The sequence below is a fragment of the Streptococcus sp. Marseille-P7375 genome, from assembly GCF_902460365.1.
GTDB lineage: Bacteria > Bacillota > Bacilli > Lactobacillales > Streptococcaceae > Streptococcus > Streptococcus cristatus_I.
Genome location: NZ_CABPTR010000003.1, coordinates 210,330 through 229,856, shown reverse-complemented (window position 1 = coordinate 229,856; position 19,527 = coordinate 210,330). Strand labels below are relative to the sequence as shown.

Annotated in this window: 21 protein-coding genes; 3 read left to right on the top strand and 18 right to left on the bottom strand. The window is 42.0% G+C overall.

The window, feature by feature from the left end; translation table 11 throughout:
- Positions 1-3: 3 nt before the first annotated feature.
- The 9 genes from FZ954_RS08620 to typA all read right to left on the bottom strand — a co-directional run bounded on the left by FZ954_RS08620 (position 4) and on the right by typA (position 10,116).
- The gene (locus tag FZ954_RS08620) at positions 4-570 is read right to left on the bottom strand and encodes a cell division protein SepF (protein WP_148878061.1); all 567 of its coding nucleotides are present in this window, start codon (positions 568-570) and stop codon (positions 4-6) included.
- Between the two features lie 9 nt (positions 571-579).
- Positions 580-1,251, bottom strand: a complete 672-nt coding sequence (locus FZ954_RS08615) for a YggS family pyridoxal phosphate-dependent enzyme (protein ID WP_148878060.1) — start codon at positions 1,249-1,251, stop codon at positions 580-582.
- Between the two features lie 4 nt (positions 1,252-1,255).
- On the bottom strand, positions 1,256-2,521 hold the full coding sequence (ftsZ, locus tag FZ954_RS08610) for a cell division protein FtsZ (RefSeq protein ID WP_148878059.1): 1,266 nt from the start codon (positions 2,519-2,521) through the stop codon (positions 1,256-1,258).
- A 16-nt stretch (positions 2,522-2,537) separates the two neighbouring features.
- Positions 2,538-3,902 carry a cell division protein FtsA gene (gene ftsA, locus FZ954_RS08605; protein ID WP_005592428.1) on the bottom strand — a complete coding sequence of 455 codons (1,365 nt, stop codon included), beginning with the start codon at positions 3,900-3,902 and terminating at the stop codon, positions 2,538-2,540.
- A gap of 123 nt (positions 3,903-4,025) precedes the next feature.
- Positions 4,026-5,219: a cell division protein FtsQ/DivIB gene (locus FZ954_RS08600; protein WP_148878058.1), complete on the bottom strand. Its 1,194-nt coding sequence runs from the start codon at positions 5,217-5,219 to the stop codon at positions 4,026-4,028.
- On the bottom strand, positions 5,216-6,286 hold the full coding sequence (locus FZ954_RS08595; RefSeq protein WP_148878057.1) for a UDP-N-acetylglucosamine--N-acetylmuramyl-(pentapeptide) pyrophosphoryl-undecaprenol N-acetylglucosamine transferase: 1,071 nt from the start codon (positions 6,284-6,286) through the stop codon (positions 5,216-5,218). Before FZ954_RS08595 ends, FZ954_RS08600 begins: the two co-directional genes overlap by 4 nt.
- A gap of 1 nt (position 6,287) precedes the next feature.
- A complete protein-coding gene (gene murD / locus FZ954_RS08590; protein WP_148878099.1) occupies positions 6,288-7,640 on the bottom strand; it encodes a UDP-N-acetylmuramoyl-L-alanine--D-glutamate ligase in 1,353 nt (450 codons plus the stop codon).
- 327 nt (positions 7,641-7,967) lie between these two features.
- Positions 7,968-8,234 carry a DUF3165 family protein gene (locus tag FZ954_RS08585; protein WP_045499076.1) on the bottom strand — a complete coding sequence of 89 codons (267 nt, stop codon included), beginning with the start codon at positions 8,232-8,234 and terminating at the stop codon, positions 7,968-7,970.
- 34 nt (positions 8,235-8,268) lie between these two features.
- Positions 8,269-10,116, bottom strand: a complete 1,848-nt coding sequence (gene typA / locus FZ954_RS08580) for a translational GTPase TypA (protein ID WP_148878056.1) — start codon at positions 10,114-10,116, stop codon at positions 8,269-8,271.
- Between the two features lie 193 nt (positions 10,117-10,309).
- On the opposite strand from typA, the gene FZ954_RS08575 reads away from it, so the two are divergent.
- Positions 10,310-11,035, top strand: coding sequence for a 16S rRNA pseudouridine(516) synthase (locus FZ954_RS08575; protein WP_148878055.1), 726 nt, complete (start codon positions 10,310-10,312; stop codon positions 11,033-11,035).
- Positions 11,036-11,247: 212 nt separating this feature from the next.
- On the opposite strand, the gene FZ954_RS08570 is transcribed toward FZ954_RS08575, so the two are convergent.
- The 3 genes from FZ954_RS08570 to FZ954_RS08555 form a co-directional block, all read right to left on the bottom strand.
- Positions 11,248-11,628, bottom strand: coding sequence for a rhodanese-like domain-containing protein (locus FZ954_RS08570; RefSeq protein WP_148878054.1), 381 nt, complete (start codon positions 11,626-11,628; stop codon positions 11,248-11,250).
- Between the two features lies 1 nt (position 11,629).
- A complete protein-coding gene (locus tag FZ954_RS08565; RefSeq protein WP_005590812.1) occupies positions 11,630-11,848 on the bottom strand; it encodes a YqgQ family protein in 219 nt (72 codons plus the stop codon).
- 380 nt (positions 11,849-12,228) lie between these two features.
- Complete coding sequence (locus FZ954_RS08555) at positions 12,229-12,744, bottom strand: DNA starvation/stationary phase protection protein (RefSeq protein WP_015605512.1); 516 nt, start codon at positions 12,742-12,744, stop codon at positions 12,229-12,231.
- 166 nt (positions 12,745-12,910) lie between these two features.
- Here FZ954_RS08555 and FZ954_RS08550 point away from each other — a divergent pair, with 166 nt between their 5' ends.
- Complete coding sequence (locus FZ954_RS08550; RefSeq protein WP_148878053.1) at positions 12,911-13,573, top strand: A24 family peptidase; 663 nt, start codon at positions 12,911-12,913, stop codon at positions 13,571-13,573.
- On the opposite strand, the gene FZ954_RS08545 is transcribed toward FZ954_RS08550, so the two are convergent.
- Complete coding sequence (locus FZ954_RS08545) at positions 13,567-14,016, bottom strand: effector binding domain-containing protein (RefSeq protein ID WP_072073588.1); 450 nt, start codon at positions 14,014-14,016, stop codon at positions 13,567-13,569. The two genes, FZ954_RS08550 and FZ954_RS08545, sit on opposite strands and share 7 nt — an antisense overlap.
- Before the next feature lie 78 nt (positions 14,017-14,094).
- Between FZ954_RS08545 and FZ954_RS08540 the strand changes: the two genes are divergently transcribed.
- Complete coding sequence (locus FZ954_RS08540; protein WP_148878052.1) at positions 14,095-14,994, top strand: YafY family protein; 900 nt, start codon at positions 14,095-14,097, stop codon at positions 14,992-14,994.
- Between the two features lie 205 nt (positions 14,995-15,199).
- On the opposite strand, the gene trpA is transcribed toward FZ954_RS08540, so the two are convergent.
- Genes trpA through trpD form a run of 5 tightly spaced genes read right to left on the bottom strand, consistent with a single transcriptional unit; the run spans position 15,200 to position 19,527 of the window.
- Complete coding sequence (gene trpA, locus FZ954_RS08535; RefSeq protein ID WP_148878051.1) at positions 15,200-15,979, bottom strand: tryptophan synthase subunit alpha; 780 nt, start codon at positions 15,977-15,979, stop codon at positions 15,200-15,202.
- Entirely contained in the window at positions 15,972-17,195 is a 1,224-nt protein-coding gene (trpB, locus tag FZ954_RS08530; RefSeq protein WP_148878050.1) for a tryptophan synthase subunit beta, read from the bottom strand. The genes trpA and trpB overlap by 8 nt, the downstream gene beginning before the upstream one ends.
- Entirely contained in the window at positions 17,185-17,772 is a 588-nt protein-coding gene (locus FZ954_RS08525) for a phosphoribosylanthranilate isomerase (RefSeq protein ID WP_148878049.1), read from the bottom strand. Before FZ954_RS08525 ends, trpB begins: the two co-directional genes overlap by 11 nt.
- Positions 17,759-18,526, bottom strand: coding sequence for an indole-3-glycerol phosphate synthase TrpC (gene trpC, locus FZ954_RS08520; RefSeq protein WP_148878048.1), 768 nt, complete (start codon positions 18,524-18,526; stop codon positions 17,759-17,761). Before trpC ends, FZ954_RS08525 begins: the two co-directional genes overlap by 14 nt.
- Positions 18,523-19,527 (bottom strand): anthranilate phosphoribosyltransferase, encoded by a 1,005-nt coding sequence (gene trpD, locus FZ954_RS08515; protein ID WP_148878047.1) that lies wholly within the window; start codon positions 19,525-19,527, stop codon positions 18,523-18,525. The genes trpC and trpD overlap by 4 nt, the downstream gene beginning before the upstream one ends.

The window sequence follows — 19,527 nt, the reverse complement described above, 5'->3', positions numbered from 1 at the left end:
TAATTATCTGCTGCGTTTTATATCAAAATCGTATTCACTCAGATCCACATCGTTTGGAAGGCGAATATCTTCTACATTGACGACAACATTGATTGGAGTGAGCAAGTACATGGTACTAGCAACTTTTCTCAAGTTCCCAGCCAAAACATAGCGTGCCCCATCAAGATAATCCAAGCAACGTCTTGCTTGTACCTCCGTCATATATTGAAAATCAATTAAGATACTCTCATTCGCCACAAGTAAATCAACAACCTCTGTTGCTTCCTCATATTTTTTCGGATAGCGAACATCAATCGTGACCTTCTCACTAGATTTCACTCGATGCTGAGCCAGTTCTTGTTGGCGAGCATGCAATCTAGTAATATTTTCCGTTGCAGGCTTTTGTTGGACTTGTGAAGAAGCTGCACGAGTACGTGCGCTTTCCTTTGCTGATGCAGCCGGAACTGGCTCAATCTCTGCAGGCTTCAAAACAGAATCAGATTCATCTAAAGGCTGTACTGGTAAGTCAGACTTTTCTCCATCTTCTGTAAAGTATTCTATAAATTTATCAAATTTATCTTTAAATGACATAGTTCTTTCCTATTTAAAAAATGCTGTTCCGATTCTGACATAGGTTGAGCCGTTGGCAATCGCTTCTGGATAATCACGGCTCATTCCCATACTCAAATCAGAAAAGGGCATGTTTTTTAACTGTTTGCTTTGTAAGTTTTGTTGAAGCTGATGTGCCTCTGAAAAAATCTGATTCAGCTCTTGATGATCGGCTTCGAATGGAGCCATGGTCATCAGGCCAACAATGCAAATATTTTCTAAGGCTGCAAGCTCTGGTAAAACACTATCTAGTTCTTCAACTAAAAAACCGTGCTTGCTTTCTTCTTTTGAAATATTGACTTGCAAGAAACAATTAATCACATGATCTGCTCGCTTGTTGATTTCTTGAGCCAATTTGACAGAGTCTAAAGCATGGAAATAATCAACATAGTTAATCACATCTTTCACTTTTCTTCTCTGCAAACTACCAATCAAATGCCAGGTAAGGTTTTCTTCCTTTAAAGCATGATATTTTTCAAGAAACTTATCTACTCGATTTTCTCCAATATGTTTGATTCCTGTATCCACGAGTTTTTTCGCTGTTTCACAGTCAACATATTTAGTAACCGCAATGATGTTTACGGAGTCCTTCAATCGATTTTCTTTTTCAACTATTTGAGCAACATTTTGAAAAATTAAATCTTTATTTGCTTGAAAATCCATTTAATTAGCGATTTCTAAAGAATGGCGGTGTTTCAAGTTCGTCATCTTCTTCCTTAATATCTGTAAAGCGCTCTACACGGCTAGAAGGCACGGGTTCTGCTTGACGAACGATTGATTCACGACGTAAATCCCAGTCTCCAAAGGCTGAAGCTCTAGAAGTTTCTACAGTTGAGCGATGAGAAGGAGCTGGCATTTCTCTTGTTTCTGCCATATCGAAGTTTCGATCATAATGAGCAGATGATTGTACTGAGCGTACTTGCTCAGCTCGGCTCGCAGGTTTAACTCCTTGCAATCCACTTACCTTATCAACCTTATCTTCTTTAACACCTGTTGCAACAACAGTCACACGGATTTCATCCTTCATAGATTCATCAATAGAAGTACCAAGCCAGATGTTGACACCATGACCAGCTGCCTGATTAACGATTTCAGAAGCTTCTTCCGCTTCAATCAAAGTCATATCTAGGCCACCAGTAACGTTGACGATCACGTCTTCTGCACCGTCAATAGTTGTCTCAAGAAGTGGAGAATAGATAGCTTTGCGAGCTGCTTCGATAACACGTTCTTCACCGCTTCCGATACCGATACCCATCAAAGCATTACCTTTATTTTCCATAACAGTCTTCACGTCTGCAAAGTCAAGATTGATCAAGCCAGGACTAGTAATCAAGTCAGTAATACCCTGAACCCCTTGGCGCAATACGTTATCAGCTTCACTCAAGGCTTCGAGAAGCGGAGTTTTCTTGTCAACAATTTCCAAAAGATTGTTGTTTGAAATGATCAAAAGAGTATCTACATGTTCACGCAGTTCATTGATTCCTTCAACGGCAAAATTACCACGCTTGCTTCCTTCAAAGCCAAATGGACGAGTCACAACTGCTACAGTTAGGGCGCCTACTGATTTAGCAATGCGAGCAATAACTGGTGCAGCACCTGTACCAGAGCCACCACCCATACCAGCAGTGATAAAGACCATGTCTGCTCCTTGAAGGGCTTCTGTCAAAACTTCTTCGCTTTCTTCAGCTGCTTTACGACCAACCTCAGGTTGACCTCCAGCACCCAGACCACGAGTCAACTTAGGACCAAGCTGGATAACTGTTTCTGCTTTTGCACTGCTAAGTGCTTGCACATCTGTATTTGCTGCGATAAATTCTACGCCAGCAAGACCTTCATCGATCATTCGGTTAATAGCGTTTCCGCCGCCGCCGCCGACACCAATTACTTTAATGACTGCGCCTTGTGCAGCAGCCGCATCAAATGAAAATGTCATAATCTATTTATTCTCCTTACTCAAACATATTACCAATTAAATTGCGCATCTTATCTGTAAGACTAGCCTTTGGTTCCTCTTGTGGTTCTTCATTTCTAAGCGGTGCAATTTCTGGTTCCACCTCTTGAACTGGTTGAACTGGTTCAACCGGCTGATGATCAAAGCGAGGTACTCTATGACTTGGACGTTCAAAGCTAGTTGCTTGATGACGCAACTGCTCGTCTCCACGAACGGCAGCTTGTGCAATTCGATCCACTTCGGTCAGATTGCCCGCATACTCTGAAAGACTAATCACGTGAGCAAAAGCTGGATTACGGATACCGATTTGATTTGGTACATATAATTTAGCATGAACGCCAAATACTTCCTGAGCTAATTCTACAACGCCAGGCAAGATCGCTCCACCACCAACGATGACGATACCACCAGGAAGATCTAACACGTGTCTTCTATCTAAATCTTGCTTGATTTGTTCAAAAACATGTTTGATACGAGCAGAGATGATTTCAGCTAGATAGGTTTCTGTTATTTCAACTGGATTAACTTCCCCGATGACTTCAACTGGGAAAGATTCTGTGCCTGCAAATGGTACATAAGCTACACCATAGTTAAATTTCAAGCTTTCTGCCAATTTCTGAGAAGTTTTCAACACTTTTGAAATGTCTTTTGTGACATAGTCGCCGCCTTCTTGATAGATATTGGTAAATTGTAATTCTTGATTTTTTACAGAAGCAACTGTAGTTTGTCCGCCACCCATATCAATGACTGTCGCACCAAACTCTCGTTCTCCTTCGTTCAAGATGGATTTTGTCATCGCTAAAGGAGAAATGATAATATTCTCTAATTTCACTCCTGCACGCTCCACTGTTTTACGGAGATTATGCAGGATTGTACGAGGACCAGTGTAGAGTAGGCCGCGCATTTCTAGGCGAATCCCCATCATACCACGAGGATCACGGATTCCTTGGAAGCCATCAACAACAAACTCTTCTGGGATGAAGGTAATTACTTCACGGTCAGGAGTCATGCTCTTGGTCAAGGCAGATCTTACAACGCTCTCGACATCTTCATCGGTAATTTCTTTGGAGTCACTAGTCACAGGAATCATTCCTTGAGTTGGCTCAATTTGCAGTAAATTTGCAGGCAAGCCAACATTCACTAGTCCAATTGAAATCCCCGCTTTTTCCTCTGCTTGAGAAATTGCTGACTTAATAGCCGCTGCTGCTGCTTCAATATCGACAATAATCCCATCTTTAACGCCAGCACTCTTTGCATTGCTGACTCCAATAACATTCATTTCACCATTGATGTGCTCTGCCACCAACACTTTAATTGTGCTACTTCCTATATCTAATCCAGTAAAAAAGCCATCTCTAGCCATTACATCAGTCCTCTCTGTCTTCCACGTTTCCATTCTAATACAAATAACTCTAGAAAATAGGGTTATCCAAACTTTATTATATCATAAAAATATGAAATTGGCGCAGTTTTTTATCTATAATAATTAGTTATTTTCAGAAATCTCTGGCTTTTCTGCCTGAGATTGAGCAGAATGCTCGGTAGATTGCTCTGCATGTTGAGTTGAAGATTCTGTATCTTGCGCATCGTTACTAGCTTCATGGATAACTTCATTTTCTGTGCCTTGCGCATAGCTAAAAATACCAGCCTCCATATCGACCACACTTGGCACTTCCAACTGAAGATGAATTCCTTCATAGTAGGGAAGTTTCTTAGCAATATGAGAAATAGGAACTAAAACTTGATGTTCATCAGACATGGTAATAGTCACTAAATCCTCTGTCACCTTGCTAGGAGTTAAATCAACTTTTCTAATGCTCTTTTTGACTGAATCAGGAACATTCTTCAGTTGTTGAACAAACTCCTTGATCAAGCCTGCATCCGAGAAGGTCACATCCATCCGCTCTTCGGGCAAGGCATCAGCCGCAACCTCATTTTTTACGTATTCTCCACTGGTCAAAATAGGATAATACTTAGAATCTTTCTGTAAATAGCCTAAAATGCCATATTCCTGAACATCGATTTTGAAAGTCAGTGGGAATTGATAGGTCATTTCTACATTTTCAATCCAGGGGCTAGAAGCTTTCAGATTTTGCTCATAATGATGGCGATTTTTGTAAACAGTGACAGTGTAATCGCGCTGATCGATTTTGCTACTGCTTCTTAGCTCCTCCTGACTCACAACCTTGTTCCCAGTAAATTCAATGGTCTTCATAGTTGCAAGTGGCGTGAGGAAATAAAGAGAAGATAAAAAGATTAGAGAACTTGTCACTAAAACTGGCAAAGCTCGATACCAATGAATTTTCTCAATTGGAACTTTCGGAGGCTCAAGCTGCTCTACTTCTTCCTCCTCTTGCTCTTCTTCTTGTTCTTGAACTTCCTCTTCCTCCTCAACTTCAGACTCACTTTCAGAATCTTGAACTTCATCTTCTTCACTTGTAGTAGAGTCTGTGTCAATTTCTTCGGAGACAGTATCTTCTTCGTTAGAAGGCTCCTGATTTTCCAGTTCCGCCTTCATTTCTTCTTTTTTCTGCTCTAGTTCGGCTCTTTTTTTCTCTAACTCAGCTTGCTTTTTTGCCTTTTCTTGAGCTTTTTTCTCAAGATACTCTTTGTTTCTGACTTGCCATTCAGAAAGAGAAAGTTGAGCAGTTTCTTGCTTATCTTCCTTGCTTTTTTTCATTTTTTCCCTTTGTTAATATCTTGCTTCAAAATTTCATAAAATTCATCTACTGATGTTAATTCAGGTGCTTTTTCCATTCGTTGATAGTAAGCATCCTTTTCTCTTAGTAAATCATCCACTGCTACTTGGAGATTGACCCGATTCAAGTTTTCTTCATTGATTTTAAGCGCATAGCCTTTTTCCAAGAAGTAGTTGGCATTTTCAATTTGATCTCCTCGACTTGCCCCCAGCCCCAAAGGTACAATTACTTGCAACTTCTTCATCGCCAGTAATTCAAAAATAGTATTGGAACCACCTCGTGTCACGACGACATCTGCCATAGCCATCAGTGGCTGATACAGATCTGTTACATAGGACACCCGGTAGATACGATGGGAAAGCTCATCCAAGCCAGCATCGCCTGTCAGATTGATAATATTGTATTTTTCAATCAAGCGATCCTTATTTTTGGTAATAAAATCATTGAAAACTTTCGCGCCTCCTGAGCCACCGACAAAGAGCAAGGTAGGGTTTCCTTCTGTGAAATGAGCCTTAATTTTCTCAATCTCAGCTGGTTCCGTTTGAGGGAGGGCCGCAATCTTGGTCACCGCTCCAACATGTTCAGCCTTGCTCAGTCCTTCAGCTTGCTCAAAAGTCGTGAACATCTTTGTCGCGCATTTATAACCAATTTTATTGGCCAAACCAAGCGACAAATCAGACTCATGGATAAAGACTGGAATGCCCGTCACCTTCGCAGCAATCACTGGTGGAACAGACACAAAGCCTCCTTTTGAAAATAGAGCTTTGGGACGGACTTTTAACATGATGCCCAGCGACTGGAGAATACCGCCTGCCACTTTAAAAACATCCCAAAGATTCTGCCAAGAAAAATAGCGACGGAGCTTGCCAGTTGCAATCGAATGGAAAACAACAGGTAGACCTGATTTTTGAATTTCCTTGTACTCAATCCCATGGCGGTCACCGATATAATGGACTTCCCAGCCCTCTTCGATAAATTTAGGCATCAGCAAAAGATTGAGGGTCACATGGCCAACTGTCCCTCCGCCTGTAAATACTATTTTTTTCATTTTATTCCTTTAATTCTTTAAACACGGCAAGGAATTCATCGCCCCGCACTTCAAAATTCTTATACATATCCCAGCTGGCATTGGCTGGACTGAGAAGAACAACATCCCCAGGCTCCGCCACAGAAAAGGCTTTGCGAGTAGCATCTCTGACATCTGAAGCGTCCAGATAGCTCACTTCTGCCTGATCCGCAGCCCGCTTAACACGCGCAGCCGATTCTCCCAAAATCACCATCTTTTTCAGGCCCTTGATATCTGGCACCAATTCATCAAATTCATTACCACGATCCAGACCACCAGCAATCAGAATGACCTTGCTATTGTCAAAGCCTGACAAAGCTTTTTGTGTCGCTAAAATATTAGTTGATTTACTGTCATTGTAAAATTTGACTTGATTGATTTCGCCCACATACTGGAGGCGATGCTTGACACCACCAAAATGAGTCAGAGTTTCTTTAATAACTTGATTGTCAATCCCGCGCAGTTTGGCTACCGCAATGGTTGCTAGAGCATTTTCTACATTGTGGCTACCAGGCACGCCTAGTTCAGAAGCTTTCATAATGGCTTCCCCACGGAAAGTCAGCACATCGCCGTCCAAGTAAGCTCCATCGACCTGTTCTTGGCTTGAAAAAGGAATCACCTGGGCTGCCGTTTTCTTAGCTAATTCTTTGGCCAAATCTTGATTGTAATTCAAAATGACATAGTCAGAAGCTGTCATATTTTTTTGGATATTCCACTTGGCTGCCACATATTCCTCAAAAGAGCCGTGATAGTCCAGATGCGTCGGCATCAGATTTGTAATGACCGCTATTTCTGGATGGAAGGCTTCGATTCCCATTAATTGGAAAGAAGAAAGTTCCATGACCAGAGTATCTGTTTCACCCGCATCTTGGGCGACTTGACTAGCTGGAAATCCGATATTTCCTGATAAAAGACCATTTTGTCCGCCTGCTGTTAGCACCTCAGCAATCATGGTCGTGGTGGTAGTTTTTCCATTTGAGCCAGTAATCCCGATAATCGGTGCATCCGAAATCAGATAAGCCAGCTCTACTTCAGTAATAACAGGGATCTTCTTTTCCAAAGCCCTCATGACCATAGGATTATTGTAAGGAATGCCCGGATTTTTCACCATCCATTCAAAATCTTCATCCAACAATTCTAATGGATGACCACCAGTTATGACCTTAATACCTTCTTCCAGCAAAGATTGGGCAGCCGGATTTTCCTCGAAAGGCTTGCCGTCATTGACCGTCACAATCGCTCCCAGCTTATCCAAAAGGCGGGCAGCTGACTCCCCTGATTTAGCTAAACCCAACACCAAAACTTTCTTATTGGCAAATTTTGAAATAGTCTTCATCATGTACCTCTTCATTCATACTACCTTCTATTTTACCTTTTTTTGCGAAAATAAAAAAGTCATATCAGGCTTTTATTTTAACTGTTAACAGCTTTTAATAAATAAGAAGAAATTTTATTCTCTTTGAAATCTTTGAAAAACCTTTTTATACAAGCAAAGACTATCCAAAACATTTGATTACCAGCAACATTCAAAAAAAACATGTTCTCGTATGTCATTTCTAGCCAGCCAAAACCACCATCGAAGAATCTCGCTTTAGATAAACAAAAGGAATTAGGCTACCGAAAGTCTACACGACCTTTGAAATCCTAATTCCTTCCTTATAGTTTATGAGTTTAAAGTTTCTTTTGATTTCTGAGATGGTACTAGACGCTCGATGTCCATCAAGGCCCACACTGTAATAATAATCAAAAAGATACTCACAAATAATTCTCCAGGCAATTTAAAAATTTGAAAAATTGCCAAAGCAAGCAAAATGATCAAGGCAACCAGCAAAAGTACAAATGTCAAGACATTCAGTGTTCCCTTAATACTAGTTGGAATGGCAAATACATAGAAAAGCAGGATTAATATTCCAATAATCAGGTAAATCATACTGCTCCTTTCTACCACCAGTCAACTCAATGATTTATTCTGCTGCTTGTTTTTTCTTATTTTTATTAGCTTTTTCGCGCTCTGCCTTGTTGAGGATTTGTTTACGCAAACGGATAGACTCAGGCGTTACTTCCATATACTCATCGTCGTTCAAGAATTCAAGTGACTCTTCAAGGGTCAAGATACGAGGTGTCTTGATAACAGCTGTTTGGTCCTTGGTAGCTGAACGGACGTTGGTCATTTGTTTAGCCTTAGTGATGTTAACTGTCAAGTCGTTTTCACGAGAGTTTTCACCGATGATCATTCCTTCATAAACCTCAGTACCTGGGTTGACAAAGATCGTACCACGTTCTTCGATAGACATGATAGAATAGGTCGTTGCCTTACCAGCATCGATGGAAACAAGGGCACCACGGTGACGTCCACCAATTTCACCTGGAATCAATGGCAAGTACTGGTCGAAGGTATGGTTCATGATACCATAACCACGAGTCATAGATAAGAACTCTGTAGAGTAACCAATCAAACCACGCGCTGGAACAAGGAAGACCAAACGAGTTTGACCATTACTAGTTGAAATCATATCCAACATTTCACCCTTACGCTCAGAAAGGCTTTGGATTACAGATCCTTGGTATTCTTCTGGAGTGTCGATTTGGACACGCTCAAATGGCTCACATTTGACACCGTCAATCTCTTTTACGATAACTTCTGGACGAGATACTTGAAGTTCATATCCCTCACGACGCATGGTTTCGATCAGGATTGACAAATGCAATTCTCCACGACCTGAAACTGTCCACTTATCTGGTGAATCTGTTGGATCCACACGAAGGGAAACGTCTGTTTGCAATTCTGCTTGAAGGCGCTCTTCCACCTTACGAGACGTTACCCATTTTCCTTCGCGACCAGCAAATGGTGAGTTGTTGACCAAGAAAGTCATTTGAAGAGTTGGCTCATCGATATGTAGGATTGGAAGAGCTTCAACTGCGTCTGTTGGAGTGATTGTTTCACCAACGAAGATATCTTCCATACCTGAAACGGCAATCAAATCACCCGCTTTAGCTTCTTGGATCTCACGACGTTCTAAACCAAAGAAACCGAAAAGTTTTGTAACACGGAAGTTCTTCGTTGTGCCGTCTAGTTTAGAAAGAGTAACTTGGTCCCCAACTTTCACACTACCACGGAAGACACGTCCGATACCGATACGACCTACGAAATCATTGTAGTCCAAAAGTGACACTTGGAACTGCAAAGGCTCATCTGAGTTGTCTACTGGAGCTGGGATATGGTCGATGATGGTATCAAAGATTGGTGCCATTGTTTTTTCTTGATCAGCTGGATCGTCTGACAATGAAGAAGTTCCGTTTATAGCTGAAGCATAAACAACTGGGAAATCAAGCTGGTCATCATCTGCACCAAGCTCAATGAAGAGCTCCAATACTTCGTCTACTACTTCTGCTGGACGAGCTGATGGTTTGTCAATTTTGTTGACAACCACAATTGGGACAAGGTCTTGTTCTAAGGCCTTTTTCAATACAAAACGAGTTTGTGGCATGGTTCCTTCGTAGGCATCTACAACCAAAACAACACCGTCAACCATTTTCATGATACGTTCAACTTCTCCACCGAAGTCTGCGTGTCCTGGTGTATCCATGATGTTGATACGAGTTCCGTTGTAAGCAACGGCTGTATTTTTAGCAAGGATGGTAATCCCACGCTCTTTTTCGATATCGTTTGAGTCCATAGCACGCTCTGCCAACTCTGTACGAGCATCAAGAGTTTCAGATTGCTTCAATAATTCGTCAACGAGGGTTGTTTTCCCGTGGTCAACGTGGGCGATAATCGCAATGTTACGGATATCTTCTCTTAATTTTGTCATGATTTCCTCTAAATCTTATTATTTATTTCCAACTAAAAATTATAACACAGTTTTTTCCAAAAAACACGGACTAACCAAGTGTAAATGTTTTCATAGGTAAATCGTAAACTGTAGCTATTTTTGCAATTTTACTTCCGAAAGTGTATGATAAAAAGAAAAAAAGAATCGCTCTAAACCTTTGAAAGGAAAACTCATGCGCCTTGATAAATTCTTAGCCCTAGCTAAGATTAGCCGAAAAGAGATGAAACAAAAACTGCGACTAAGGCAGATTGTAATTGACGGTCAAGCAGCTCGCTCCCTCAGCCAAAATGTCGATAGCGGACTCCAATCCATTAGCCTTGCTGGTAAAGCTTTAAACCACCTAGTCCACCATTATTTTCTGATGAACAAGCCCGCCGGTACTGTCACTGCCAATTCTGACGCAGATAAGATGGCTGTCCTAGATCTAATTGCCCCAGAAGATTTTAACGACCAGCTTTACGCTATCGGCCGTTTGGATCGTGATACACGGGGCCTACTCCTGATTACAGATAATGGGCCACTGGGATTTCAGCTCCTCCATCCACAATACCATATCGCAAAGACCTACTATGTCGAAGTCAACGGCCCTCTTGACCAAGAAGCCATAGTTGCTTTTCAGCAAGGCATTGTTTTTCTGGATGGCACTCGTTGCAAGCCTGCCCAACTCCAGATTCACACGACTAGCTTCGAGCACTCCACCGCCTCAGTTACCATTTCTGAAGGAAAATTTCATCAGGTCAAGAAAATGTTTCTAGCAGTTGGTGTCAAGGTCACCTATCTCAAACGCACTCATTTCGATGATTTTCAGCTGGATCCCAATCTAACAGAAGGCAGCTATCGACCGCTGAATCCTTCCGAACTCGAGATTATCAAAGGCTATTTGGAACAAACTTGGTAAAACAAAAAGGCTTATTCAAGCCTTTTTATTATTTATTACATAAATCCATTCAATCTCAGAGTAATACCTGCAATCCAGTTGATGACAGAAATGACAATACCGACGATAATAAGAATTCTCCCTATTTATTGAGTTTCTTTTTGGTGAGAATTGCCCAAAACCAGACCAATTGAATTATAGGTAGTTAACTTTGTATATATTTCTACAAAGAATCAGCTTGTCTTAACCTTACCACTCCAAGAATCGAGGCCGTAAGACAGGATATAAATATCATTAAAACCTTGCTTCTTCAAGTAGAGTGCCGCATTAGTCACACGTTGCCCACGGCTATTTTCATAAAGAAGAACTGGTTTGTCTTTGCGAAGCGCATTGATACTAGACTTGAGCTGTTGAGACGGAATATTGCGCGCCCCCAAGATATGCTTGCGATGGAAATCCGATGGATCACGCAGGTCAATCAATTGCCCTTGACGAATCAAACTTTCAAACTCACTATTATCTACTACCTTAGCTGCACGACGAATACGGAAATAATTGAAGCCCATCCAAGCCAACATTCCCAGCAAAATTGCCCATAAAATCCAAATTCCCATTCTAGTTTCTCCCTTTATCTTCTAAATACTTCAACTCTACTTGATGCTCTCTGCGCAGGACCGCCTCAGCCTCCAGATAATCAAGCTTATCCATCAGGCCAGCATCGTAAATCCGCTCCAACTCAATTTTCATCATCTCAATATCATAAAGACGCTTGCCCATATAGATAATGATCCCGAAATTTTTAAGAAATTGCTGCACATCATAGAGTGTTTTCATGAGCTATATTTTATCAGATTTTAGCAAAGTTTTCAAGATGACAAAACAGAAAAGACAGCCACATAGGCTGCCTTTTCAGGAGATTATTATGAAAAAGAAAAGTTTAGGAGTTCTATCAAACAAAGTTAGGAGGTCTTCATTTGATAATCTTAGTATAAAGGAAGAAGCTTAAACAATCCTTAAGAAAAAACAGAGAGTGGGACAGAAATCGGTAATTCGTTTGAATTCGATTTCGTCGTCCCACCTCCGCACAGTTGAGTAGGGCTGTAAAAGCTGATGAAATCAGCGTAATAGAGCCCACTCAACCACTGCGTCTTGCTCGACAATCCAAAGACAATTGAGAGGCTAGGACTTTTGTCCCAGCCTCTTTAAACATCATTTTACAAACCTGGTGCTTGACCAAGCTCAGCTGTCAACATCCAGATCGTCTTTTCAAGGTCTGCCTTAGCACCAACGAAGATATCATTGGTTACATCATCGCCTTCTTCATCCGTCACATCCATAGCTTCTTGATAAAGATCTGTCAGATAACGGAAAATTTCAATCACGCGCTCCAAGCTTTCTTCAACATTCTTGCTAAATTCGCCAGCTTTTTCTTCAATTTTGCTGTGTTGGATAAACTCTGTCAGAGTTGAATAAGGCTTGCCACCCAGAGTAATCAAGCGTTCGCTGACTTCATCCAAGGTTTCATCAATTGTATCCATGTATTCGTCCATTTTTGGATGCCATACCATGAAGCCTGCACCACGCATATACCAGTGAACTTGGTGAAGAGCAATACGAGCTGTATAAAGATCTGAAACTACTTGGTTAAGAACTGCTTTTGTTTTTGGTAAAGAATTTTGGTTAGTGAAAGTTGCTACATCTGCTGCAGCGCCATGTTTTACTTGAGTCATAATGATACCTCTCTTTTTATTTGTAATGATTCTAATCTTTATTGATTATGTTTTAATTATAATGCTTCTAATTAAGAAAGTCAAGTATTAAAACTCAAAATTTTACTTTATTAGAAAAGTTGTAAAATTTCAAAATTTTTCTACTCAAAATTGCGAATAAATAAGTATGATTCATCTATACTTTTTTCTAGTCGGAACGGTTCTAGCCTCTTTTCTCGGCTTAGTCATTGACCGCTTCCCAGACCAGTCCATCATCTCACCAAGCAGCCACTGTGACAACTGCAAGCAAATACTCAAAGCACGGGATTTGATCCCTATCCTTTCTCAGCTTCTTAGTCGCTTCCGTTGCCGTTTCTGCAAGATCCAGCTGCCTGTCTGGTATGCTGCTTTTGAGTTAGGACTAGGTTTGCTTTTTCTAAGCTGGAGTTTAGGCTATCTTTCGCTAGCCCAGCTCTTACTGCTAACTATGGGCTTGACCTTAGCCATCTACGATCAGCGCGAGCAAGAATACCCTCTCCTAATCTGGCTGATTTTTCAGTTCTTGCTGATGGCGACAGCGGGTATCAATCCGATCATGATTTTCTTTTTGATCCTAGGACTTCTAGCCTTCTTTTATAATCTTCGTATTGGAGCTGGCGACTTTCTATTTCTCGCTTCCTGCTCAGCTATTTTCAGCCTAACAGAAATTCTCATTCTTATCCAAATCGCTAGCTTCTCTGGCCTCGCCTGTTTCTGCTTTAAAAAGAAAAAAGACAGGCTAGCATTTGTCCCCTGTCTTTTGTTTGGTGTCGTGGTGCTTATTTTCTATAAATCCCTACTCTTTTACTGAACTGGAACCCAAAGCTCAACTTCTGCATCCATAGGATTCCCGTTTAAAAGTATTTCTAAGATAATTCCATCTTGGTAAAGGGAACTGCTTTCTTCCTCAAAAAAGTTATCCTCCAATTGGTCAAACAGGAGTCTTGATTTTTCACCACTGGCTGAACTTACTAAATAATCTTTCTCTGGGACGAGAATGCTTTCGTAGCCTGCCACAGCATTCTTTGCCGCAACTCCTGCATAGTATTGAATACCATCTTTATGAGGAACAATCAAAGCATAGCCTTTTTTGTCTAGAGAATGGGGCATCAATTTCCCGAGCATTCCTTCTTTAAATAACTGAGCATAGAACGCCGTCTTCTCTTTAGAATAGTGCTGTTCATGAACCGTAGTTCCTTCTATCAAAATACTCCTGCCAATCAGGGTAAACGATGGTTTGGTTTGATGTTTCATTATATGAACTCCTTTCTTTATGGTATAATCATAACAAAAGTAATATGACATCTATCTGTCATATTCAAGGAGAAAATCATGAAAATTGACCGTCAAATGGGAATCATTTCTCATTTAGTAAATCAACGAAAAACAACAGCTAAAGAACTATCAGAACTTTTTAAAGTCAGCACCCGAACTATTATGAGAGATATTGATGATTTATCTCTTGCAGGAATTCCTCTCTATGTAATGAAAGGAAAAAACGGAGGCATTTTTCTTATGGAAGACTTCCAAACTGATAAACCTCCCCTGACCCAATCCGAACGACTTTCAATAGAATCCGGTTTAAAAAGTCGCTATCAAGTTTTGGAAGACACCTCTACTTTCAACGCTATATTGAAATTAAATGCTACCAATACATACTCTGATTTCGAAATTGATTTGTCTTTATCTCAAGGGAACTTGGAAATACGCACTTTGATTTTTAAGTTATTGGAAGCTATAAGAGGTAGAGTAAAAATAAAATTTTCCTATATTAATTCACAAGGACTGGTAAGTCAAAAAATTTGTGAGCCTTACCGTATCGTCTATAAGGATCGGAGTTGGTATATGGATGCCTACGATACTGATAAAGCGCGTTTTTCTGTTTTCAAAGTTGCTAGAATTAGTGAACTTACTCTCTCCGATACTTTTTCAAAAAGACATTTTACACCACTTCCCTATGATGGTGGTACATGGATGAATGAAAACAAAGTACCTGTCATCCTGCATGTCCAGAAAATTGTCCTTGATCGATTTGTGGAACTCTTAGGCTATAATGCCATAAAACCTATTAATAGCGATATTTACGAGATTACTTATCCGTTAAACGACAATGATTGGGGATACAATACCTTGCTTTCTTTTGGAAAATACATCACTGTTATATCTCCTAAGCATTTCTTGAAACATTTCACCAGCTATATAGATACCATTCATAAGCAATACCCAAACTAATATTCAATCAACATCAAAAATCAAACATTTTTTAAAAATGAATTATACGAAAGTTACTTTTTTATGGTGCTAAAATTCAAGAACATGGGTCAGGCTCTAGTTCTTATCCAAATTGCTAGCTTATCTGGCCTCGCTTGTTATTGCTTTAAAAAGAAAAAAGACAGGCTAGCTTTTGTACCCTGTCTTTTGTTTAGTGTTGTGGTGATTATTTCTTATAAGCTGCTGCTTCTTGGATAAAGGCTGCTATGCTGGCGTCCTTTTCATGAAGAGCTTTGACAATCTTAGATCCGACAATGACTCCGTCTGAGACTTGATTGAAGCGGTCAACATCCTCTAAAGTTGAAACACCAAAACCCGTCAGCACTGGAATCTCTGCAATATCATGGAGTTTGCTCAAATGCTGGTCCAAATCATTGCGGTAACTTCCGCTCTTACCCGTCACGCCGTTGATGGCTACAGCGTAAATAAACCCTTCTGCATCCTTAATCAGCTCCTGCTGACGTTCTAGGCCAGTCGTCAGGCTCACTAAAGGAATTAGAGCAATATCCGAATCTTCCAGTAGAGGCAAGATAAAGTTGCTATGCTCATAGGGTAGGTCCGGAATGATCAATCCTTTAACCGGCGTCCTAGCCAAATCCTTGATAAAATCTTTGAGACCGTATTGGAAAATAGGATTGAAGTAGGTCATGATGATGAGAGGCAGCTGAGTGTCCAACTTCTGCAAGCTTGCCACTAAAGACTTGGCCGAAGTATGGTGGCCTAGACTTCTCAGACCGGCTTCTTCAATCACTGGCCCATCTGCAACAGGATCTGAAAATGGCAGACCGATTTCAATGGCCGACACTCCTAAGTTTTCCAAAAATGCGATAGTTTCTGGTAATCCGGCTAAACCTTTCTCGTGATCACCAGCCATGATATAAGGAAGGAAAATCCCCTTTCCTGATTTTTTAATGGCTTCTAAATGCTGAGTGAGTGTTTTAGTCATGGGCACCTCCTTTTTGAGCCGCTTCTTTTTCCAAGCGTTCCTTTACCTGAACGACATCCTTGTCACCACGGCCGGATAGGCAGACGATCATTGATTTATCTGGCCCTAACTCCTTAGCCAGCTTAACTGCGTAAGCAATAGCATGGCTAGACTCTAGAGCAGGGATAATTCCTTCAATGCGAGACAGGAGCTGGAAGGCTTCCAAGGCTTCTTCATCTGTGACTGGCACATAAGTGGCGCGTTTGATAGCATTAAAATGAGAATGCTCGGGACCGATGCCCGGATAGTCTAACCCAGCAGAGATAGAGAAAGCTTCCAGAATCTGCCCTTGCTCATCCTGCAAGACATCCATCAAGGCACCGTGCAAGACACCCGGCCGGCCCTTGGTTAAGGTCGCAGCATGTTCATCTGTATCCACGCCCCGCCCAGCCGCTTCTGTTCCATACATAGCAACTGAGCTATCGTCTACAAAGGGATAAAAGAGCCCAATAGCATTGGAACCACCGCCAACGCAGGCCACTAAAGCATCTGGCAAGGCACCTGCATTTTGCTCAGCAAATTGACGCTTTGCTTCACGTCCAATCACACTTTGGTAATCACGGACGATTTCTGGGAAGGGATGAGGTCCCAAGGCTGAGCCCATAATATAGTGAGTATCATCGACCTGAGCCACCCAAGCTCGCAAGGCAGCATTGACTGCATCCTTGAGGACTCGAGAGCCATCTGTCACAGACTCTACCTTGGCTCCAAGAAGTTCCATCCGAAAGACATTAAGGGCTTGGCGCTTGACATCTTCTTCACCCATGAAGATAGTACAATCCATGTTAAAAAGGGCTGCAGCTGTAGCTGTAGCTACTCCATGCTGACCTGCACCAGTCTCGGCAATGATTTTTTTCTTGCCCATTCGCTTGGCCAATAAGACCTGCCCTAGGGCATTATTGATTTTATGGGCCCCGGTATGGTTTAGGTCTTCCCGCTTCAGATAAATCTTAGCACCGCCAGCATAGGCTGTCAGATTTTTAGCAAAATAGAGAGGATTTTCCCGCCCTACATACTGCTTCAGCAACTCGTCCAGCTCAGCCTGAAAGGCTGGGCCTTTTTTACTCTCACGGTAGGCTTTTTCTAGCTCCAAAACTGCTGTCATCAGCGTTTCGGGAACAAAGCGCCCACCAAACTCACCATAAAATCCTTCTTGATTGGGTTGATTATATGCCATCTTTCACTCTTTCTATAAATTCTTTTATCTTTTCTAAGTCCTTCTGGCCGTCAGTCTCGACCCCGCTTGAGACATCAACTGCGTAAGGGGCGAAGTGCTGAATAGCTTCTCGGACATTTCCTGCATTCAAACCACCGGCGATAAAGAAGGGCTGGTGGATTTGACTCTTATCAAAAGCTTGCCAGTCAAAGGTCTGACCACTACCAGCAAGTGGTGCATCAAAGAGCAGGTAGTCCGCTTGTTGGCTGACTCCCTTTAACGCTCCCTTGACCTGATAAGCTCGAATAACCGGCCGGCCGATCTCAGTCAGAAGCTCTTCATTAAAATCGCCATGAATCTGCACCAAATCCAGATTTGCTACCGAAATGGCTTCCTCTAGCTCTGCCAAGCTCGGAGAGACGAAAACTCCTACTTTTCGAACAGTAGCTGGCACCAAGGCAGCGAGCTTCTGAGCTTGCTCCAAACTAACCCTCCGACGGCTCTCAGCAAATACAAAGCCAATGTAATCCGCACCAGCCTGGCATGCTGTTTCCACAGCGCTGGCCGTTGATAAGCCGCAAATCTTAACCTTTGTCAATTTTCAGCTCCTTGATTTTTTCTGCCACATCCTCAGCCTGCATCAGGGCTGTTCCGACTAAAACCGCATGGAAATAAGGAGCTACTAGCTCAGCATCTTCCTTGCTGAAAATAGCGGACTCAGATACATAAACCCTGTCATCTTTGAAATGGGCAGACAGCTGGAGACTGGTATTGATATCTGTCTCAAAAGTGACTAGATTGCGGTTATTGACACCAATTATCCGTGCTCCTATTCTATGGGCAATTTCCAGTTCCGCCAGATTATGGGTTTCGACCAAAACTTCCAAACCTAAACCTGTCGCAAAATCATAGAGTTCTTGCAGCCGCTTTTCAGACAAGGCAGCCACAATCAGAAGAATAACCGTCGCTCCGGCATTGCGGGCGCGAACAATCTGCTTCTCATCAATGATAAAGTCCTTATTGAGGGTTGGAATGGTCACTTGACTGGAAATCTCTCTCAGGTAATCCAGATGTCCTTTGAAAAAAATCTCATCTGTCAGGACCGAAATCATGGCTGCACCGCATCGTTCATAGGTGCGAGCCTGCTCTACAATATCCACACCGAGATTAATATCTCCCAGACTGGGGCTGGCTTTTTTAACCTCAGCAATCAGCTGCAGCTCTTGAGGATGGCTTTTGAGATACTCATAGAGGGAATAGGTCGAGCGCAGAGGTTGCAGCTCTTCATAAGACATAGCTGCCACTTCCTGCTCTTTTTGCTTTAGAATCGTCGGGAGAAATTCTTTACTCATTTCTGATACTCCTGTAGTTGCTTGAGTTTTTCATAGGCTGCGCCACTGGCGATCACTTGGCGGGCCAAAGCTATTCCTTCTTCTATGCTTTCTGTTTTCCCATTAGCAAAGAAGCCTAGACCTGCGTTCAGAACTGTCATTTCCAGATAAGGGCCGGCTTGATTTTGCAGGACAGATAGCAGAATTTCCGCATTTTCCTTGGCATTGCCTCCACGAATCGCTTCAAGAGGAATTTCTTCCATGCCAATATCTGACGGTAGAAAGCTATGCAGGCTGATCTCCCCATCTGCTAGCAAAGCGTACTGGGTACGACCATGAAGACCGGCCTCGTCCAGACCATCTGGACCCGACACGACCACTGCACGCTTGCGGCCCATATTTTTCAAAACTTCTGCCGTGCTCTCCAGCATATCTGGCCGACTGGTGCCCAAAAGCTGGGTTTCTAAAACCATCGGATGGATAAGCGGCCCTGTCAAGTTCATGATAGTGGGAACACCTAGACTGAGACGAGCTGGCATGATATATTTCATAGCTGGATGAAGGTTTTTAGCAAAAAGAAAGACTATTCCCGTCTGATCAAAGACCTTACCCAAGCTGGCTGTATCCATGTTTAGGTTAATTCCCAAAGCTTCTAAAACATCAGCCGATCCTGATTTAGAGGTAATGGAGCGATTGCCGTGCTTAGCCATCTTGATCCCACCACCTGCTAATACGAAGGCCGCTGTGGTCGAAACATTGAAACTAAATGATTTGTCACCCCCAGTTCCACAATTGTCCATGGCTGTGCGGATTGTAGTAGGGATCTGCGGAGTATGGCCTCGCATAGCCTGAGCCAAAGCCGTCCGTTCCTCTACTGTTTCCCCTTTCATCTTGAGAGCCAGCAAAAAGGCTGCAATTTGTGTTTCCGTTACTCTTCTAGTAACGATGCGCTCTAGCACATCTGACACTTCGGAGCTGTTTAAATCCTTAAAATCTGCTAGTTTTGCAATAATTTCTTTCAT

Coding starts and splice junctions, on each gene's coding strand:
- FZ954_RS08565 (WP_005590812.1), bottom strand. CDS start 11,848: ATGAAAACACTCTATGATGTGCAGCAATTTCTTAAAAATTTCGGGATC.
- ftsA (WP_005592428.1), bottom strand. CDS start 3,902: ATGGCTAGAGATGGCTTTTTTACTGGATTAGATATAGGAAGTAGCACA.
- FZ954_RS08585 (WP_045499076.1), bottom strand. CDS start 8,234: ATGATTTACCTGATTATTGGAATATTAATCCTGCTTTTCTATGTATTT.
- FZ954_RS08570 (WP_148878054.1), bottom strand. CDS start 11,628: ATGGGAATTTGGATTTTATGGGCAATTTTGCTGGGAATGTTGGCTTGG.
- FZ954_RS08595 (WP_148878057.1), bottom strand. CDS start 6,286: ATGAAAAAAATAGTATTTACAGGCGGAGGGACAGTTGGCCATGTGACC.
- typA (WP_148878056.1), bottom strand. CDS start 10,116: ATGACAAAATTAAGAGAAGATATCCGTAACATTGCGATTATCGCCCAC.
- FZ954_RS08550 (WP_148878053.1), top strand. CDS start 12,911: ATGATTCATCTATACTTTTTTCTAGTCGGAACGGTTCTAGCCTCTTTT.
- trpB (WP_148878050.1), bottom strand. CDS start 17,195: ATGGCATATAATCAACCCAATCAAGAAGGATTTTATGGTGAGTTTGGT.
- FZ954_RS08545 (WP_072073588.1), bottom strand. CDS start 14,016: ATGAAACATCAAACCAAACCATCGTTTACCCTGATTGGCAGGAGTATT.
- trpC (WP_148878048.1), bottom strand. CDS start 18,526: ATGAGTAAAGAATTTCTCCCGACGATTCTAAAGCAAAAAGAGCAGGAA.
- trpA (WP_148878051.1), bottom strand. CDS start 15,979: ATGACTAAAACACTCACTCAGCATTTAGAAGCCATTAAAAAATCAGGA.
- murD (WP_148878099.1), bottom strand. CDS start 7,640: ATGAAGACTATTTCAAAATTTGCCAATAAGAAAGTTTTGGTGTTGGGT.
- FZ954_RS08620 (WP_148878061.1), bottom strand. CDS start 570: ATGTCATTTAAAGATAAATTTGATAAATTTATAGAATACTTTACAGAA.
- FZ954_RS08575 (WP_148878055.1), top strand. CDS start 10,310: ATGCGCCTTGATAAATTCTTAGCCCTAGCTAAGATTAGCCGAAAAGAG.
- trpD (WP_148878047.1), bottom strand. CDS start 19,527: ATGAAAGAAATTATTGCAAAACTAGCAGATTTTAAGGATTTAAACAGC.
- FZ954_RS08540 (WP_148878052.1), top strand. CDS start 14,095: ATGAAAATTGACCGTCAAATGGGAATCATTTCTCATTTAGTAAATCAA.
- FZ954_RS08555 (WP_015605512.1), bottom strand. CDS start 12,744: ATGACTCAAGTAAAACATGGCGCTGCAGCAGATGTAGCAACTTTCACT.
- FZ954_RS08600 (WP_148878058.1), bottom strand. CDS start 5,219: ATGAAAAAAAGCAAGGAAGATAAGCAAGAAACTGCTCAACTTTCTCTT.
- FZ954_RS08615 (WP_148878060.1), bottom strand. CDS start 1,251: ATGGATTTTCAAGCAAATAAAGATTTAATTTTTCAAAATGTTGCTCAA.
- ftsZ (WP_148878059.1), bottom strand. CDS start 2,521: ATGACATTTTCATTTGATGCGGCTGCTGCACAAGGCGCAGTCATTAAA.